General features: G+C 61.3%; 17 protein-coding genes and 1 tRNA gene. 7 read left to right on the top strand and 11 right to left on the bottom strand.

Annotated features, from left to right (window positions below):
- Positions 1-140: 140 nt before the first annotated feature.
- Positions 141-674, top strand: coding sequence for an HPP family protein (locus ACUN8C_RS06970; RefSeq protein WP_445621513.1), 534 nt, complete (start codon positions 141-143; stop codon positions 672-674).
- A gap of 106 nt (positions 675-780) precedes the next feature.
- Here the strand turns inward: ACUN8C_RS06970 and ACUN8C_RS06965 are convergent, their stop codons facing one another.
- On the bottom strand, positions 781-1,419 hold the full coding sequence (locus tag ACUN8C_RS06965) for a TetR/AcrR family transcriptional regulator (RefSeq protein WP_445621512.1): 639 nt from the start codon (positions 1,417-1,419) through the stop codon (positions 781-783).
- A 91-nt stretch (positions 1,420-1,510) separates the two neighbouring features.
- On the opposite strand from ACUN8C_RS06965, the gene fabF reads away from it, so the two are divergent.
- Complete coding sequence (gene fabF / locus ACUN8C_RS06960; RefSeq protein ID WP_445621511.1) at positions 1,511-2,779, top strand: beta-ketoacyl-ACP synthase II; 1,269 nt, start codon at positions 1,511-1,513, stop codon at positions 2,777-2,779.
- A gap of 68 nt (positions 2,780-2,847) precedes the next feature.
- Here fabF and ACUN8C_RS06955 read toward each other — a convergent pair whose 3' ends face one another.
- Entirely contained in the window at positions 2,848-3,045 is a 198-nt protein-coding gene (locus tag ACUN8C_RS06955; RefSeq protein WP_445621510.1) for a hypothetical protein, read from the bottom strand.
- A 107-nt stretch (positions 3,046-3,152) separates the two neighbouring features.
- Here ACUN8C_RS06955 and ACUN8C_RS06950 point away from each other — a divergent pair, with 107 nt between their 5' ends.
- Together ACUN8C_RS06950 and lpcA are read left to right on the top strand one after the other, a co-directional pair.
- Complete coding sequence (locus ACUN8C_RS06950) at positions 3,153-3,743, top strand: GNAT family N-acetyltransferase (RefSeq protein ID WP_445621509.1); 591 nt, start codon at positions 3,153-3,155, stop codon at positions 3,741-3,743.
- A gap of 270 nt (positions 3,744-4,013) precedes the next feature.
- A complete protein-coding gene (gene lpcA, locus ACUN8C_RS06945; protein WP_445621508.1) occupies positions 4,014-4,601 on the top strand; it encodes a D-sedoheptulose 7-phosphate isomerase in 588 nt (195 codons plus the stop codon).
- A gap of 117 nt (positions 4,602-4,718) precedes the next feature.
- On the opposite strand, the gene ACUN8C_RS06940 is transcribed toward lpcA, so the two are convergent.
- From ACUN8C_RS06940 to ACUN8C_RS06930, 3 genes are all read right to left on the bottom strand, one after another.
- Positions 4,719-4,795 (bottom strand) — tRNA-Arg (locus ACUN8C_RS06940).
- A gap of 78 nt (positions 4,796-4,873) precedes the next feature.
- Complete coding sequence (locus ACUN8C_RS06935; RefSeq protein WP_445621507.1) at positions 4,874-5,584, bottom strand: response regulator; 711 nt, start codon at positions 5,582-5,584, stop codon at positions 4,874-4,876.
- On the bottom strand, positions 5,574-7,508 hold the full coding sequence (locus ACUN8C_RS06930) for an ATP-binding protein (RefSeq protein WP_445621506.1): 1,935 nt from the start codon (positions 7,506-7,508) through the stop codon (positions 5,574-5,576). Before ACUN8C_RS06930 ends, ACUN8C_RS06935 begins: the two co-directional genes overlap by 11 nt.
- Before the next feature lie 243 nt (positions 7,509-7,751).
- On the opposite strand from ACUN8C_RS06930, the gene ACUN8C_RS06925 reads away from it, so the two are divergent.
- Both ACUN8C_RS06925 and ACUN8C_RS06920 read left to right on the top strand, forming a co-directional pair.
- The gene (locus ACUN8C_RS06925) at positions 7,752-9,665 is read left to right on the top strand and encodes a potassium transporter Kup (RefSeq protein ID WP_445621505.1); all 1,914 of its coding nucleotides are present in this window, start codon (positions 7,752-7,754) and stop codon (positions 9,663-9,665) included.
- Between the two features lie 87 nt (positions 9,666-9,752).
- Positions 9,753-10,676: a restriction endonuclease gene (locus ACUN8C_RS06920; protein ID WP_445621504.1), complete on the top strand. Its 924-nt coding sequence runs from the start codon at positions 9,753-9,755 to the stop codon at positions 10,674-10,676.
- Positions 10,677-10,907: 231 nt separating this feature from the next.
- On the opposite strand, the gene madM is transcribed toward ACUN8C_RS06920, so the two are convergent.
- The 4 genes from madM to ACUN8C_RS06900 form a co-directional block, all read right to left on the bottom strand.
- Entirely contained in the window at positions 10,908-11,669 is a 762-nt protein-coding gene (gene madM, locus ACUN8C_RS06915; protein WP_445621503.1) for a malonate transporter subunit MadM, read from the bottom strand.
- A 67-nt stretch (positions 11,670-11,736) separates the two neighbouring features.
- Positions 11,737-12,147 carry a malonate transporter subunit MadL gene (gene madL / locus ACUN8C_RS06910; protein WP_445621502.1) on the bottom strand — a complete coding sequence of 137 codons (411 nt, stop codon included), beginning with the start codon at positions 12,145-12,147 and terminating at the stop codon, positions 11,737-11,739.
- A 259-nt stretch (positions 12,148-12,406) separates the two neighbouring features.
- The gene (locus ACUN8C_RS06905) at positions 12,407-13,945 is read right to left on the bottom strand and encodes a malonate--CoA ligase (RefSeq protein ID WP_445621501.1); all 1,539 of its coding nucleotides are present in this window, start codon (positions 13,943-13,945) and stop codon (positions 12,407-12,409) included.
- Between the two features lie 112 nt (positions 13,946-14,057).
- The gene (locus ACUN8C_RS06900; RefSeq protein WP_445621500.1) at positions 14,058-15,407 is read right to left on the bottom strand and encodes a malonyl-CoA decarboxylase; all 1,350 of its coding nucleotides are present in this window, start codon (positions 15,405-15,407) and stop codon (positions 14,058-14,060) included.
- 168 nt (positions 15,408-15,575) lie between these two features.
- Between ACUN8C_RS06900 and ACUN8C_RS06895 the strand changes: the two genes are divergently transcribed.
- Positions 15,576-16,274 (top strand): GntR family transcriptional regulator, encoded by a 699-nt coding sequence (locus tag ACUN8C_RS06895; RefSeq protein WP_445621499.1) that lies wholly within the window; start codon positions 15,576-15,578, stop codon positions 16,272-16,274.
- A 93-nt stretch (positions 16,275-16,367) separates the two neighbouring features.
- On the opposite strand, the gene ACUN8C_RS06890 is transcribed toward ACUN8C_RS06895, so the two are convergent.
- Entirely contained in the window at positions 16,368-17,096 is a 729-nt protein-coding gene (locus tag ACUN8C_RS06890; RefSeq protein ID WP_445621498.1) for a FadR/GntR family transcriptional regulator, read from the bottom strand.
- A gap of 110 nt (positions 17,097-17,206) precedes the next feature.
- On the bottom strand, positions 17,207-18,166 hold the full coding sequence (locus ACUN8C_RS06885; RefSeq protein ID WP_445621497.1) for a 2-hydroxyacid dehydrogenase: 960 nt from the start codon (positions 18,164-18,166) through the stop codon (positions 17,207-17,209).
- Positions 18,167-18,170 lie beyond the last annotated feature (4 nt).

The following is an 18,170-nucleotide window of genomic DNA, read 5'->3' as shown; positions in this document are numbered from 1 at the left end:
CCCAACGCTTAACGCCTCATACCCTGATGCCCGCGCCCCCTCTTCAAAAAATACTTAACCCCATAGCAATGCACTATTTCAGTGCATCGCGCGCAGGTGGCACTATCTGCGATCTTTTTGAACGATCACGGCGGGGATTCGTGAAAAATTATCTGGGCAAGATGAGAGGCACGGCCGTATCCCGCGCAGCACCCTGCTGGCGTGATGCGCTCTGGTCGTGGGTCGGGGCATTTGTCGGGATGACCGGGGTCGGCTGGATCAGCGCGCAGTCCATGCAGGCACATGCGCTACTGATGATTGGGTCGTTCGGCGCGACGTCGGTACTGCTTTACGCCGCCCCGGAAAGCCCCTTTGCTCAGCCGCGCAATGTGCTGGGCGGTAGCGTGCTTTCGGCACTGTGTGGTGTGGTCACCTGGATGCTGTTGGGCGATAACTGGGTTGCGGCCGCCGTGGCGGTCTCTACCTCCATTTTGATCATGCAGTTGACCCATACGCTGCACCCGCCCGGCGGCGCTACGGCCCTGATCGCGGTGATCGGCTCCAACGAGCTGCACGAGCTGGGCTGGGTCTATGCGTTCTTCCCCATAGGGCTCGGCTGCCTGCTGATGCTGACCGTGGCGGTGCTGATCAACAATCTGGCACGGCATCGGCGCTATCCGCAGCACTGGCTGTAACGCAAGCACCTGATGGAAACGTGACCTCACAAAAAAGCCCCGCACATGGCGGGGCTTTTTTGTATCCGTACATGGCAAAACAATATGCCATGAACGTGCGGCGTGATCAGGCAGGCAGCGCCCCTGACATTTCTCGCTCATCCACGCCCAGCATCAGCAAAATCTGCTTCTGCGCCGCTTCAAGAACCCGCGCTCTTTCTTCTTCATTTGGCAGGCTCTTGGCAATGGCAACGGCACCGACCAGCGACGCCAGAATCGCGCGCGATTTTTCAGCGATGGCGTCACGGTCTGGCTCGAAAGGCAGTTTCTTCAGTCGGCTCAGGGCAATCAGGCGGGTTTCAAGCATGCGGCGCATACGATGGTAGGACGCCTCAAAGAGTGCTCGAATTTCGGCGTTATCGTTGCCGATTTCGTTGAACAGTACGGTTTCAGGCCCCGGCTGACTTTTGCGCTCAAGCTCCTGAAGGTTCCAGTAATTGGCCACCAGCGCCGTCAAATGCTTGATGGACAACGGCCCCTTGACGAGTCTTGCCGCACGACTGCCTTCCAGCGTTTCCCGTATGGAGGCGTTATACAGCGCTTCCTTTGAGTCGAAATGCGAGTAAAAGGCGCCATGCGTCAGCTTTGCCAGTTTCATGATCTGACCGATGGACACCTTGTTAAACCCATTGCGAGAGAACAGCTCGATGGCTGATTTCAGGATGCGTTCCCGCGAACTGGCCTTGTGAGCACTTGAATAGGGCATGACGTCCTCGCCGCCGGCAGACTGGATATTATCTTGATCATATATAGTGCGGTGATAGCCTGGTGACAAACGTCAGCTTAACGGAGTCAGCATGAGTTCACCCATCGTGATCACCGGCATGGGCATGATCAGCCCCCTTGGATGTGGCGTCAACACGGTCTGGGGGCGGCTGATATCGGGGCGTTCGGGCATTGGCAGCATCACACGGTTCGACAGCGGTGACCTGCCGATCAAAATTGCTGGCCTGGTACCAGGCAAGGATACCGACCGCGACGCTGGATTCGACCCTGATCAAGTGGCCGATGCCAAGGAGCGTCGCAAGCTTGATCTCTTCAGCCTGTATGCGCTGGCCGCTGCCAAAGAGGCGCTGACCCAGGCCAGGTGGTTCCCGCAGGATGACGCCGAGCGACGCGCCACGGCGACCATCATTGGCTCGGGTATCGGAGGGTTTCCGACCATTACCCAGGCCCAGGACACGCTGACCCAGCGCGGCCATCGTCGTCTGTCGCCGTTTACCGTGCCCGCCTTTCTGGCCAACATGGCCGCCAGCAATGTGTCGATTCGCTATGGGTTTCGCGGCCCGCTAGGATGCCCCGTGACCGCCTGTGCCGCAGGGGTTCAGGCCATCGGTGATGGCATGAGGATGCTGCGCAGCGGCGAGGCGCAGGTGGCGCTGGTGGGAGGTGCCGAGGCCTGCGTTGATCCCCTCTCGCTGGCCGGCTTTCATGCCCTCAAGGCACTGTCCACGGAGCAGGATCACCCCGAGAAGGCGTCAAGGCCGTTTGATAGAACACGCAGTGGCTTTGTCATGGGGGAAGGCGCAGGGCTGATGGTGATCGAAACACTGGAGCACGCCGAAGCGCGCGGTGCGACACCACTGGCAGTGATCAGCGGCTATGGCACCAGTGCCGATGCCTACCATATTACCTCGGGGCCAGAGGATGGTGCTGGTGCAGCCGACGCCATTCAGGCGGCACTGCGCATGGCAGGATTGACCCCTGGCGATATCGATTACATCAATGCACATGCCACTTCCACTCCGGTAGGCGATCGCGCTGAAATCGCCTCTCTGCAGAGAGTGTTCGGAGAAGCGCTCGGCGATATCCCCATCTCTTCGACCAAATCGGCCACGGGTCATCTGCTCGGTGCCGCCGGCGGCGTGGAAAGCATTTTCACTGCGCTTTCGACGATCCACGACCGGTTACCACCGACGCTAAACTTCACCCATGCCGACGAAGGCATGCAGGATCTCGATTTTGTTCCGGATGTGGGCCGCGAACGCACTACACGTCATGCACTATGCAACGGTTTTGGGTTCGGCGGCGTGAATGCGGCATTGATCATCAGCAAGCTGGCGTAATACCGGGCCGGTGTCTGAAAGCAAAAAGCCCCGCACATGGCGGGGCTTTTTGGTATCAATGCTCATGATCAGACGGTGCTATCGTCGCTATCCTCATCCTCGCGGCGGGTCAACTGCCCCTCCCGGTTGCGAAGGTTCGCCTGAGGTGTGTTCGTCTGGGTGTACTCGACCTGGGTGCGGCTATTGGTCTGGCGATGATCGACATGGTGCAGCAGAACAAGCTGCATGATCAGAAAGCCGCAGCAGATCAGAATGCCTTTTATCATGGTGGTTCTCTGGATTCGGGTAGGGACAGCCAGAGTGTATGGCCATTGTCACATGGTTGACCAGTCACCCTTTGGCTCTGTCAGGACGGTGCATCGGAAAACATCACATGAGAGATAACAGGATGTCGAGTCAGGGCGATGATTTTCCAGCGTTCAGCCTTGTCGGGTGCCATCTGCGCCGGTTCCGACCGGACGATCTTGACGGCGTTTTCGCCGGGCTATCGGACCCTCGTGTCATTGCCCATTACGGCGTCTCCTACGAAAACCTTGCGGCCACCAAAGCGCAGATGCAGTGGTATGAACGCATACTGACCACCGGGGAAGGCATCTGGTGGGCACTGGCAAGCGACAGCGATGATGCCCTGATGGGCGCCTGTGGCCTCAATGATCGGGATCACGCCCATCACCGGGCTGACATCGGCTATTGGCTATTGCCGCAGTACTGGGGTCAGGGTTTGATGCGGCGTGCCATGCCGTATGTACTGACCCATGGCTTTGAGCAGCTCGGGATTCACCGCCTGCACGCCGATGTCGAGCCCGAGAACGTGGCAAGCGTGAAGCTGTTGCAGGCGCTGGGGTTTACCCATGAAGGCACGCTGCGTGACGTGGAATACAAGGACAGACGTTATCTCAGTCTGCACCAGTTCAGCCTGCTGGCTACGGATGGCGCGGCTATAAAGATGATGAGCGACGGCTGATACCTGCCATCAACCCGTACCGTTTCTGGCCAGCAGTGCACCGGCACTGATCATCAGCCCACCGGTTGCGCGATCCCACCACTGGCGAACGGTCGGGCGCTTTTAGAATACCCGCGATCTGTTGCATCACTACTCCATGCTCTACCACTGGAAAATGCCAGTGGTGACGCCCAGTGTGCCCGGTATCCGTATACTGGCACCAGCCACTCACAACGCTTGCTGCTTACCAGCGCTGCAATGATAGCCACAACACACAGAGAGAAGAACCGGATGGATTTAAAAGAGATCGTACAGGGGCAGCTGACCGAGGCGGCAGAGGTGCTGGCCCGTTTCAGTCAGGATGAGACGCAGATCGAGGCCATCACGCAGGCCGCAGAGCTATTGGCGACACGCTTCAAGGCCGGCGGCAAGGTGTTGGCCTGCGGCAATGGCGGCTCACATTGTGATGCAATGCATTTTGCCGAAGAGCTGACCGGACGCTTTCGCGACCATCGCGCCGGGTTGCCGGCCATCGCCATTTCAGACCCGAGCCACCTTTCCTGCGTGGCCAACGACTATGGCTATGAGCACGTCTTTTCTCGATATATCGAAGCGCTGGGGCAACCGGGCGATGTCCTGTTCGGCCTGTCCACATCCGGGAACTCCGACACCATTATCAAAGCGGTCGACGCCGCCAGAGCGCGAGGCATGCACGTCATACTGCTGACGGGCAAGGATGGCGGCAAATTGGCAGGCCAGGCCGACGTAGAGGTTCGAGTGCCGCATTTTGGCTATGCCGACCGTATTCAGGAGATTCACATCAAGGTGATTCACTCCATCATTTTGATGGTGGAGCAGCTGATGGCTTCAAAGGATTAAGGCAGCGTGCGAATGAGCTTCGAGCAGATGGCTTTCAAGTGGATGAACTTCGAACGGATAGCCGGGCGATGTCTGATAACGAGGGAAATGATCAAAGGGACCCTGATCAGGGGGAAATGGCGCCCGAGGCAGGACTCGAACCTGCAACCCACGGCTTCGAAGGCCGTTGCTCTATCCAATTGAGCCACTCGGGCAGTGATGCGTTGCGCATCAACGGTCCTCATTCTAGCGGGACAGGGCCGGCATGAACAGGGGGAATTTTCATTGTCTTTTCAAGGCGCTGTGTCCGCCTCCACCATCAGCCGGTAGCCGATGCCGGCTTCGGTCTGAATCAGCGAGGGCGTGCGCGGGTCATCACCGAGCTTCTGGCGCAGCCGGCTGACCAGTATGCGCAGGTAATGGGTGTTGTGCTCAAACACCGGGCCCCACAGTTCGATCAGAAGCTGTCGGCCGGTGACGATGCTGCCCGGCGTCTGCGCCAGCCGGGCCAGAAAGGCGTACTCCCGCGGGGTCAGGTGCAGCGCCTCGCCGCCCCGGCTGACCCGACGCTGCATGAGATCGATCTCGATCTCCCCGGCCAGCACCTGCGCAGGCGCGGCCTCCACACCCCCACTGGCGCGAAGGGCGACCCGAATACGCGCCAGCAGCTCGCGAATGCCAAACGGTTTGGTCACATAATCCGTGGCGCCGGCATCGAGCGCGGCGACCTTCTCCTCCTCGCCTTCGCGCACCGACACCACGATCACCGGCGTCCGGCACTGCCAGTGCAGCGACCTGAGTACCTCCTGACCGTCCATGTCGGGCAGCCCCAGATCCAGCAGAATCAGGTCAAGGGGCACCTCCCGCGCCCGTTCAATACCTTCCCGCCCGCTGGCCGCCTCTACAATGTCGAACCCCTGCGAGCCGAGGCTGATGCGCAGAAAGCGGCGAATCTCACGCTCATCGTCAATGATCAGGATGCGGGGAGTGTCATCAGTCGTCATGTTCAAAGGCCTCGGGCGGTGCCATCAGCGGCAGACGGATGACAAAGGTAGCGCCGCGTCCGTGCGGGCCGGCGGTCACGGTCACCTCTCCGCCGTGGGCACGCACCATGCTGCGACAGATCGTCAGCCCCAGCCCGCTGCCATGCGGGCCGACATCTGTCTTCTCACCGGTAAAGAAACGCTCGAAGATGCTCTCGCGCAGCGCTTCGGGCACGCCCGGCCCCTCATCGTGGATGCACAGACACGCCCGATCGCCGTCGGTGTGCCCGGCCAGGGTAATCTGCCCCTGCTCCGGCGAGAGGCGAATGGCGTTTTCAAGAATGTTGACCAGCGCCTGCTCGATCAGGGCCGCATGCACATGCAACAGCGGCAGATCATCCGACCATGCCCTGACGATATGAACCCGAGCCAGCGCCCTGCCCAGCCGTGTCAGCGCGCCTTCGAACAGATCGCCGGCAGCCACCCAGTCGCGCTTGATCGACAGGCCATGCCCCAGTCGCGTCATGTCCAGCAGGTTCTGGATATAGCGATCGAGCCGTTCGCTCTCCCCCAGCACGGCCTCAAGCAGTTCCTGGCGATCCTCACCGCTCAGGCTGTCGTCGAGATCGCGCAGGGTGCTGGCCGAGCCAATGATCGAGGCCAGCGGCGTGCGCAGATCGTGAGACACCGAGGAGAGCAGCGCCGCACGCAGGCGCTCGTTGCCTTCGGCCAGGCGGGCATCGCTGAGCGCTTCTACCAGTGCGACGCGGGTCAGTGCGGCAGCAAACAGGCGAAAGAGCGTGTCCAGCAGTGCAGGTTCACGCCGCTCGCGCCCGGGCCGGCGCTCATCGATGGCCATGGCGATCACGCCCAGCACGCCGGAGGCATCCACCAGCGGCACCATCCGCCAGCGCTGGTCGCTGAACATGGCGCTGCCCGGCCCGCTGGGTTCGGCGTGGTGGTAGCTCCAGGTGGCGGCTTCGACCGCTGCCGCTTCCAGCTCCGGCTCGCCGGGATGCGCGGCACTGACGGCCGGAATGACGCTGGCCCCTTCGCACTCCAGAAACGCGCACGGCAATGACCAGTCATGCGACACGGTCGTGACGATGATCTCGCGAATGCGGGCCCGGTCCGGCGCCGCCGACAGCGCCCGGGCGGTGGTGAGCAGCTGGCGGACCTGATGGCGGCTCTCGCGCAGTGCTGTCATGCGCCGTCTGAGCGCACCGCCCAGCTGGCCGCCGATCAGCGCCACCAGCAAAAAGAGCCCGATCGTCAGAAGCTCGCCCTGCTCCATGATCTCGAGGCTAAAGTGCGGACGAGTGAAAAAGAAGTTGTAGGCCAGCGCCGAAAGCGCCGCCGCCAGCATCGCGGCCCGGGCACCGGCACCGATCGCCGTGACCAGCACCGCACCCAGAAAGATCAGCGAGAGATTGGCCAGATCCATCTGACGGGCCACCAGCCAGGCGATCACCAGCGCCAGTGCCACGCTACCCAGCGGCCAGTACCATTCGGGCCCGGCCGGGCGCTGCCAGCGCGGCCATGACCAGCGGCGGGCGGCGGGCGTGCCGGCGACCACCACGACATCCAGCGTTTCGACCGCGGCCAGTACTCCGCGATCACGCCCCCTGCGCGGCCAGAGCCCGCGGGGCCGTGCGGCGCGACCGATGACAAGCGAGTCGGCGCGGCTGCGCCGGGCGTAGTCGGCAAGCTCGGCGCTGACGTGCTCACCGGTCAGGAGGCACCACTCACCGCCCAGCTGTGTCACCTGATGGGACAGGGCCTCCAGCACCTCGGGCGGGGTCGGCCGGCGCGGAGTTTCCACATGCACCGCCTGCCAGCCAGCGCCGCGACGGCGGGCAATCTGTGCCGCCGTTCGAATCAGTGCCGCCGCCTCGAGCTGCCCCGGCACGGCCACCAGCACCTGTATCTTTTCTGCCTGGTTCATCACGACCGCCTCTGTGTCGATACTCGTCACTCGGTCATCACCACCCCTTGAGTGTGCACGCAGTCTCACATGCGCCCAATATGGCCGGCGTAAAAGTTTCGTAAAAACCGTCCCGGCGCCGTTGTGGCCGTGCCCGCTCGATTTCAATATGCCGGTAGCCGTGCCGATAACCCTGTCAAGCATCGCACGGCTTGTCCCGTTTTCCTGCAATCACGCGCTATGGCGCGATATGGATCATGCCTCATGACCACTGCGACACCCGGCCGTACTGACCCGTCCTCCCACAAGGCGTCAATGACGACGCTGACCGTTGCCGCCGTCGGCGTGGTGTATGGGGATATCGGCACCAGTCCGCTATACACCCTCAAGGAAGTCTTTACCGGCGGCTACGGCCTGCGTGCCGATGACAGCGGCGTGCTGGGGATTTTATCGCTGATCTTCTGGTCATTGATCTGGGTGGTTACCCTGAAATACGTGCTGGTGGTGCTGCGCGCCGACAATCAGGGCGAAGGCGGCGTCATGGCGCTGACGGCGCTGGCCCGGCGCGGGGTGACGCATCGACACCTGCAGCTGGCGCTGGTGATGCTGGGACTGGCGGGCGCAGCGCTGTTGTATGGCGACAGCATGATCACCCCGGCGATCTCGGTGCTTTCGGCCGTCGAGGGGATCGAGGTCGCCTATCCCCCCATTGCACACTGGGTCGTGCCGGTGGCGCTGGGCATTCTGATCGCGCTGTTCGTGCTTCAACAGCGCGGCACCGCCACGGTCGGCAGGCTTTTCGGGCCGATCACGGTGATCTGGTTCGCCTCGCTGGCAGCCCTCGGGATTTATGGCATCGTGCAGGCCCCTCAGGTACTGGCCGCGATCAATCCGCTGCACGCCATCGATATCTTTCGCACTAACCCGGGGATAGGCATCATCATTTTCTCCTCTGTGGTGCTGGCCATTACCGGGGCCGAGGCGCTTTATGCCGATCTTGGCCACTTTGGTCGAAAACCCATCGCCCGCGCCTGGTTCTGGATCGTGCTGCCGGCGCTGGTGCTCAACTACTTCGGTCAGGGAGCGCTGTTGCTGATACGCCCCGAAGCGATCAGCAACCCGTTTTATCTACTGGCGCCGGACTGGGCGCTCTGGCCGATGGTAATACTGGCGACCATTGCCACCATCATCGCCTCGCAAGCGGTCATTACCGGGGCCTACTCGATGACCTACCAGGCCATTCAGTTCGGTTTTATCCCGCGCATGCGCGTGTTTCACACCTCAAGCGCCGAGCGCGGTCAGATCTACATTCCCACGGTCAACTGGCTGTTGATGACCGGCGTGGTGGCGCTGGTGCTGGGCTTTGAAAGCTCCACCCACCTGGCGGCGGCCTACGGCATTGCAGTGACCGGCACCATGCTGATCACCTCGCTGTTGCTTTCGGTGGTGATGATCCGGGTGTGGCGCTGGCCACTGTGGGTTGCCATTCCGCTGCTGACCGGATTTGTGCTGGTCGACGCGCTCTATTTCAGCGCCAATCTCGCCAAGATCTTTCACGGCGGCGCCTTCCCGGTGCTGGCCGGCATTGTGCTGTTCACCCTGATGAGCACCTGGTGGCGCGGGCGGGCGTTGCTTGAAAAACGTGTTGGCACGGATATGCCGTTGGAAGCCCTGATCAACAGCCTGCGTCGCCAACCGCCGCATCGGGTCAGCGGCACGGCCGTTTTTCTTTCCGGCCGTCGCGATGTGTTGCCCCGGGCGCTGTTGCATAACCTGATGCACAATCAGGTGCTCCATGAGCGCGTTATTATCGTCACCGTCGAAAGCGATGACCGCCCCTGGCTCGAAGGGGAGCCGCGGGTACAGATGCAAGCCTTCGAGGATGGCTTTTACCGCGCCATCGTGCACTTTGGCTATATGGAAACCAACGATGTGCCGCATGCCCTCTGCGCCTTTAGCCAGTCCTGCGCGGCAACGGATACCCCCTTTCCCTTCGAGCCAATGAAAACCACCTGGTTTTTGACCCGCGAGACGCTGGTCAGCTCGCCCAACGTTGGCATGGCGCGCTGGCGCGAGCGGCTCTTCTCCTTCATGCTGAAAAGCGCCCACAGCAACATGCAGTTTTTCCACCTGCCACCCAATCGCGTCGTGGAGCTGGGCAGCCAGGTGGAGGTGTAGGAGAATACGACCATCGGCCGGGCAGCTCGACCGGCCGGTGTCTCTTGTCACTGGAGCCCCTTTCACTGGAGCCGCGCTCGCCACCGTATGCCGATTCCCGATTTTCACGCCCTGATGTATCCCCTTTTGCAGCTGGCCGATCACGGCGAACCGCTGCGTCTGCGCGACAGCTACGCCCCATTGGCCGATGCCTTTGCGCTGACGGCGCAGGAGCGCCACCAGCTCAGCCCCAGCGGTCAGCAGTATCTTTTTAATAACCGTGTCACCTGGGCGGCCAGCTATCTGCGCAAGGCGGGGCTGTTGGCATCCCGCGGGCGCGGGCTGGTAGCGATCACGCCGCAGGGCGTCATCACTCTGCGGGAAGTGCGCCACATCGACATGGCCTACCTGATGGGCTTTGAGTCGTTTCGGGAGTTTCGTCGGCGTACCAGCAGTAGCACGCCCCGCCCCAGCAGCCCGCAGGACTCGGAAACCTGCGAAGACGTCCCGGACTGTCTGACCCCGCTGGAGAGCATGGAGGTGTCGTGGCGCGCCATTCGTGCCGATCTCGAGTTCGACCTCATCGAGCGGATGCAGCAGATCCATCCGGCACGCTTTGAGCAGCTGGTGATCGACGTGCTTATGACCATGGGGTACGGCTGCGGGGAATCAGCGGGTCAGAACGTCGGCCAGAGCGGAGATGGCGGCATTGATGGCATCATCAATGAGGACCCACTGGGCCTTGAGACGATCTATCTGCAGGCCAAGCGCTGGGTAAACCCGGTGGGCCGACCCGACATTCAGAAGTTTTCCGGCGCCCTGGCCGGCAGGCGCGCCCGCAAGGGGGTCTTTATCACCACCTCGCAGTTCACCCGCGAGGCGCAGGAATACGTGACCGGGCTTGAGACCCGCATCATCCTGATCGACGGCCCGCAGCTGGCGCGGCTGATGATCGATCACAACGTCGGGGTGTCCACCGTCGACCGCTTTGAAATCAAGCGGCTGGACAGCGATTATTTTTTAGAGGAGTAACGGGCTGCTGAAGAAGTAACGGCTGCTGGCGGAATGACGTACTGCTGAAGAAGTAACGTACTGCTGAAGAAGTAACGTACTGCTGGAGGAATAACTTGTTGCTGGCGAAAGGACGCACTGGATAAGTGACGTTTAAACGCTGCGGCCACGCGCCAGTGCCAGAGCGCGCTTGAAACACCATCGCCGCCGCCCTTTCGGGTCGGCGGCGATGGCATCTCAAGCAAACACTCTCTAGAAAAACATCCGCACGCCCAGAAACAGCACCGTGGGCGCCAGCAGGATGCCAAGGCCGGTGTAGAACGTGGCCGTCATGGCGCCATAGGGCACCAGGCGTGCATCGGTGGCGGCAAGCCCGGCTGCCACACCGCTGGTCGTGCCGATCAACCCACCAAAGATCATCGCCGAGCGCGGATTATCCAGCCCGATCATGCGGGCCACCAGCGGTGTGGCGATCATGGTCAGGATCGATTTCACAAGCCCTGCAGCAATCGAGAGCGCCACTACCTCGGAACTGGCCCCGAGTGTGGCGCCGGTCACCGGCCCGACGATATAGGTCACCGCGCCGGCCGCAATGGTGGTGATGTCTACGGCACTGGTGTAGCCAAAGCCCACGGCCACCACGGCACCGGCCAGAAAAGACACCAGCACGCCGGCAAAGAGCGCAATCAGACCGCGCACGCCGGCCTTTTTGATTTCACTAAAGCGAACCCCATAGGCGGTGGCGATGATCGCCAGATCACGCAGCATCCCACCGCCCATCAGGCCCAGTCCGGTAAATAGCGACACATCCGCCAGCCCGTGACTGCCGCCGGTGTAGATGCCGCCGAAGTAGGCCAGCGCCAGCCCGATCAAAATAGCGATCGCCGAGCCGTGCAGCCGGTTGGCGGTCAGATGTCGGCTCATCCAGTGCGAGATAAACATGGTCAGGCCGATCACGGCAAAGGCCGCAATCAGGTGGTACTTGTCCAGCAGTGACATGATGGAATCGTTCATGAAGCGCTCCGTGAGCCGCAGTCTGACGCCGCATAACGGCCATCAGCGGTGAAGTGGCAGGACATGATCAGGGCGTACGACCCTGCGCCGGCGCGGCCGGCCGGGCATCCAGAGGCGTTGCATCCTCAACGCGCTTGCCGGTGAGCAGCGGCACCATGGCAAGGCCCAGCACCACCGCCAGGGTCCCGGCCAGAATCGCCACCATGCCGCCACTGAACGCCGCCGCCACGTTCTGACTGGCGGCCATGGCGACCACAATGGGGATGTACATCGCGTTCCAGAAGGTGATGCCGCTTTCAGTGCTCTCCGGCAGGTGGTCATGCGTTTTCAGATAGCTGGTCACAAAAATCAGCAGCAGCATGGCAATCCCCACGCCGCCCAGATTGGCATCGATGCCCAGAAGCTGCCCCAGTACATCGCCAATGATCAGACCGACCAGCATGCAACCGGCCAGCAGTGCCACACCATAAATCACCATGATCCATCTCCTTGTGCTTATGCTTGTTGCGGGATCAAACCGGCCATCGCCGAAAGGGGGCGATGGCAGCGGCCAAAAACGACGTCATGAGGACGCTTGTTGTTCAATACCTGTGGTTATTGCCTGTCGTTGTTATTGCCTGTCGTTGTTATTGCCTGTCGTTGTTATTGCCTGTCGTTGTTATTGCCTGTCGTTGTTATTGCCTGTCGTTGTTATTGTCGGTCGCTATTATGGCGTTGCGTTGTTATGGCCTGAGCGATCAGTGCTGCGCCGTCGCCGTGGACTGATAGGTGTCGGCGTAGCGCTCGCGCAGTACATTCTTTTGCACCTTGCCCATCACGTTGCGCGGCAGCGCATCGATAAAGAACACCCGGCCGGGCTGCTTGTAGCGGGCCAGCTTGTCCTTGAGCGCGGCCAGCACCTGGGCCTCCTCGAGATGAGCCCCTTCCCGCAGCACCACGGCGGCCGTGACGCCCTCGCCCAGATCCGGATGCTGCACGCCGATGACCGCCGACTCCGACACCTCGGGCAGTTCATCGATCCACTGCTCGATCTCTTTGGGGTAGACGTTGTAGCCGCCGGAAATCACCAGGTCCTTGTCGCGGCCGACGATATTGAGATAGCCCCTGTCATCGATCAGCCCCAGATCGCCGGTGATGAAAAAGCCATCATCACGAAACTCCTCGCGGGTTTTCTCCGGCATGCGCCAGTAGCCCTTGAACACGTTCGGCCCACGCACCTCGACCAGACCCGTTTCGCCGTCGGGCAATGCCTTGCCGGTATCACGATCGGTAATGCGCACCTCGCTGCCGGGCAGCGCCATGCCGACCGTGCCGGGGCGGCGCTCGCCGTCGTAGGGGTTGGAGGTGTTCATGTTGGTTTCGGTCATGCCGTAGCGCTCCAGGATGGCGTGACCGGTGCGCTCGAAAAACTCGCGATGGGTATCGGCCAGCAGTGGCGCCGAACCCGAAATGAAAAGGCGCATGTTGGCGGTGCGCTCCCGATCCAGCCGGGGGCTGGCCAGAAGCCGCGTATAGAAGGTCGGCACGCCCATCAGCACCGTGGCGCGCGGCATCAGATCCAGCAGCTGCTCGACATCCAGACGCGGCAGCAGCGTCATTGATGCCCCTACCGTGAGCGTGACGTTGCAGGCCACAAACAGCCCATGGGTATGAAAGATCGGCAGCGCATGCAGCAGGTGATCGGCGTCACTGAACTGCCAGGTCTCGACCAGCGCCTGGCTGTTGGCGGCCAGGTTGCCGTGGGTCAGCATGGCGCCCTTGGAGCGTCCGGTCGTGCCGGAGGTATACAGAATCGAGGCAAGATCATCCCGGCCCACCTCAGCAATCCGGGTCTCCTCGGCAGCGGCATCGGCCTTCTCCATCAGGCTGCCCTCGCCATCAACGCCCAGACTCTCGACGTGAGCCACACCGCAGCGCTTGGCAAGCCCTTGTGCCTGTGCCAGATCATCCGGCCGGCAGATATAGACCCGTGGCTCGGCATCGGTGAGAAAATATTCGATCTCGGATTCGGTGTAGGCCGTATTGAGCGGCAGCCACGCCGCGCCCACCTGCAGTGCCGCCAGATACAGCATCAGCGCCTGCGGGCTCTTGTCGACCTGCACCACCACGCGATCCCCCGGCGTCACGCCCAGCGACAGCAAAACGCCGGCCAGACGCCGCGAGCAGGCCAGCACGTCGGCGTAGCGGTATTGATCGCCCTGCAGCGTGTCGATCAGCACCTTGTCGGGGTGGCGCTCGAAATGAGGGTAAAACTGCAGATAAAGGTTATGGTTCATGAAAACTCCTGACCCTGATGTCTGATTCCGGGTGCCTGGTGCCCCTGCATTGCGGGGGCCGGTTGCCGTGTTCGTTTTGATGCCGGTCTCAACGCCTGCTTCAGGCGTCGATTCAGGCGTTATCGCGTGAGGCAAGACGCTTGCGCCCTGTTTTGGCCTGCCGACGAATATCGCTGGCACAGACCACGGTGCCCTCTCGGCTGAAGGCCTCATGGTTCTGCTCGATGCGATCGATCTCGTAGAGATAGTTGACCATCAGGCCGTGCGCCTGCTGACAGCCTTTCTCGGAAGTATCGCCCGGCCAGTTGATGCGGTGCAGGCTGGCGCCATTGCCCAGGTGAAAGCGTGCGACCGGGTCCAGCGGCTGCCCTCGAGCGTTGCGCGCCTCCAGAAGATAATGCGCAGCCAGCCCTCGCAGCTCCGGCGCCAGTCGCTGGCGCTCGGCCTTGTCGTTGAGCCAGCTGCCGCGATCAAGCGCCGTGCAGACCTCGTCATCTTCCGCGAGCTCGCCCTCCTTGCGCTGACTGTCCACCCAGCCGGCAAAGCCCGGCACCGGCGAGAGCGTGACAAAGTTGACCAGTCCCGGCAGGTCGCGCTTGAGCTCCTGCACCACCTGCTTGATCAAAAAATTGCCAAACGAGATGCCCTTGAGACCGCTCTGGCAGTTGCTGATGCTGTAAAAGGCCGCCGTGTCGGCCTCGCCCGGAGCGACCTCTTCCCCGCCGGCCAGAATGGTCTGAATGTTGTCGGGAATGCCCTTGCACAGCGCCACTTCAACGAAAATCAGCGGCTCATCACCGGTCGCCGGGTGGAAGAACGCGTAGCAGCGACGATCGCCCGGATCGAGACGCCGGCGCAGGTCCGACCAGTCCTGAATGGCATGCACCGCTTCATAGCGAATGATCTTTTCAAGTACCGCTGCCGGCGTGTTCCAGCCGATGCTTTCCAGCATCAAAAAGCCGCGGTTGAACCAGGAGGCGAACAGGTGGGCAAAATCGTCATCGAGTGGGGCAAGTTCGGGGTTCGTCTTTAAATAGCGCAGCAGGTCCGCGCGCATCGCTACCAGTTCATAGGTGCCGCCCGGGCAGAGATTGAGCCGCCGCAGCAGGTGCTGTCGGCGCGGTTCACATACGGAAAAAAGCTTCTGGAGGGTGGCGTTGTCTTCACGCTCGCTCCAGTCGCGGTAGGCCTTGTGAATATCGTCGCTGTCGGCGGCGTAGTGCTCGGCCAGCATCTCGAAAAAGGCCAGCCGGTCGGCATCATCAAGGCCGCGATAGCGCTTGAGGGCCTGCTGGGCAATCAGAATCTGGGAGGCTTCACCGCCGCGCTGCATGAGGGTTTCACAGCTTGAAGCCAGCTGCGACAGGCTCGCCTTTTTATCATCGCTGTCGCCGCCGGTACTGCGAAACCGTTCCCGCGTGCGGCGCTCGATATTCGATAGCAGCTCCTGGAGAAAATTCATGTTGACGTTCATGGCAGCCCTCATCGGTCACTTGAACGGGCATCCCGACACCCGAAGATGAATATTGCTTGTCATCAACAGGAAAGTTAATTTTCATATACATGTCACCGTCCTGTTGTATACAACGAGCTATCTATAACAATCTGCGCGCCGGCTGAGGGTGTCAACATGGGAAAAAGTCTATTGAATGAAAGTCCAGGAGGGCGGGTTCCTCAGGCGCAGCGGCTTCGGGATCTACTGGAAGATGCCATCGTCGAAGGTCACTATGCCCCGGGGGATCGCCTCGACCCTGAAGCGCTGGCACGCCAGTATCAGTGCTCGCGCACGCCCATTCGCGAGGCCCTGACGCATCTGGCTGCTTCCGGCATGGTGAAGGTAGCGCCCAAACGCGGCACCTTTGTGGCACGCCTGAGCGTGACCGAGCTGGTAGAACGTTTTGAAGTGATGGCAGAGCTTGAAGGCATGTGCGGTCGGCTGGCCGCGCGACGCATGAGTGATGAGACGCTCTCGGCGCTGCAGCAGGCGCAGGCCGCCTGTCGTCAATGCATGCTCAATGGGGATGTGAACGGCTATTACTATGAAAACGGCGAGTTTCATCGCCTGATCTATGAAGGCAGTCACAACGATTTTCTGGCCCAGGAGGCCAGACGCCTGCACGCCATGCTAAAGCCCTATCGCCGCCTGCAGCTGCATGCAAGGCATCGACTGGAGAGCTCCTGGTGCGAGCACGAACGCATTGTGGCGGCGCTGATCGCCGGCGATGCCGATACGGCGCAGCGGGAACTGAGAGCGCATGTGCTGCTTCAGGGAGAGCGCTTCAACGATCTGGTCGCCTCAATGCAGCGTCTGGGGCAAACGCCGGCCTGACATCGCTGCCTTGAGATGCCAGGTGGCTTCAACGCGCGTTTTTGGTTTCAACGCATTTCGTGATCTCAGCGCACCCTCATGACCCTGACTCGCTCAGTCCTTCTCGCGATAAGCGGTATAGGTCTTTCTGGCGCGGGAAAAGTGCTGCCTGACAGCCTCTTCGGCGCGCTCGGGATCTCGTGACAGCACGGCGTCAAGAATGGCCTGATGTTCCCCTGCCACCATTTCCAGATAGCGGCGTGCCGCATCGATGTTCAGCTCGTTGTCGACCAGCCGGGCACGCGGAATGGCCTCCTGACTCAGCGGCTCATAAAAGGACATGAAAAACGGATTGTGTGTCGCCTCAATCAGAGCGTGATGGAACTGATAGTCCTCATGACGCGCCTGTCTGCCCTGCTTCATCGCTTCCTTGAAAGCGGCGTGGGCGCTTTCAAGGCGACGCACGTCATCGTCATCATGACGCTCGGCCGCCAGCGCCGCCGCGCGGGGCTCGAGCGTCAGACGAAGCTCAAGCACATGCAGAATATCTTCCACCGTATTGGCACTGATGCGCCGGGCCGGAGACGGCACCGCCTGGCGCGTCTGGATGACGCGCGTGCCGATACCTCGCCTTGTTTCAATCAGCCCCGAGGAGCGCAGATGCGCAATCGCCTCGCGCACGGCAGTACGGCTGACGCCAAACATGTCGCACAGCTCGCTTTCGGTAGGCAGCTTGTCACCCACGGCGATCTGCCCGTTGGCGATCGAGGCCTCCAGCTGCCGGGCAATCTGTGCCGATAGACTGCCCTGCTGAGTAATGCGTTCAAGTTTGAGCGTCTTCATATGGATCATCTGCTGTTGTGTAGTGGCAGGTGTCAGTCACGCGCGAAAGCAATCCCGTGCAGGCCGTATCGCCTGCGGTCGGCCAGAGTGCGTTATTCCCTATGACAACGCTACACAGACGTTAGTGCCGACTCACCCTTCAATACCCGGTTCAGGTTATCTGCGGCCAGATCACACATGGCATTGCGCGTTTCAAACGTCGAGGAGCCGATATGCGGCAATAGTACGGCATTATCAAGTGACAGCAGTGCTGAATCGGGGGCCAGAGGCTCACGCTCGTAGACATCAAGGCCGGCGTAATAGAGCGTGCCATCCTGCAGACAGGCGGCCAAGTCTTCTTCTACCACCACTTGCCCGCGCGAGATGTTGATCAAAATGGCCTTGTCACGCGTGGCGGCCAGCAGATTGCGATCGATCAGGCCTCGTGTGGCTTCCGACAGCGCCACGGTCACGACGATAAAGTCTGATTCGCTGAAAAGCGTCTCCAGCGATACCTGACGGGCATCAAAGGCTTCTTCAAGCTCCGGACGCTCACTGCGGTTATAGAACATGACCGGCATGTTGAAACCGTAATGACCGCGCTGGGCGACGGCCTGACCGATGCGCCCCATGCCGACAACACCCAGTGTCTTGCCGGTAATGTCGACACCGAAGTCGGCCCGGCCCAGTGACGCCTGCCACTGACCACCGCGAACCTTGCGCTCCATTTCACCCGCACGGCGGGCGGCCATCATCAGCAGCAAAAACCCGGTATCGGCGGTGGCATCGGTGAGCACTTCAGGCGTATTGGTCAGCACGATATTACGCGCCTGAATCTCTTCCAGCGGATAGGCATCTACCCCGACCGAGACGCTGGCGATGACCTTCAGACGCGGCGAGGCGTCCAGCAGCGCCTTGTCGAATTTGACGTTGGAACCGATAAAGGCATCTGCCTCCGCCATGGCATCCCTGAAGGCCGCCCTGTCGGCATCGCTGCCAAGGCGCTGAAAGTGCGTGACGTGATGCTCTGCCTGCAGTGCCGCCAGCAGCTCCGGATAGAGTTCGTGTACCACTACAATATTGTGTTGCATGTCA

Source organism: Kushneria sp. Sum13, from assembly GCF_052692355.1.
The sequence above is the reverse complement of the archived record's forward strand: the minus strand, read 5'-3'. Positions and strand labels throughout refer to the sequence as shown.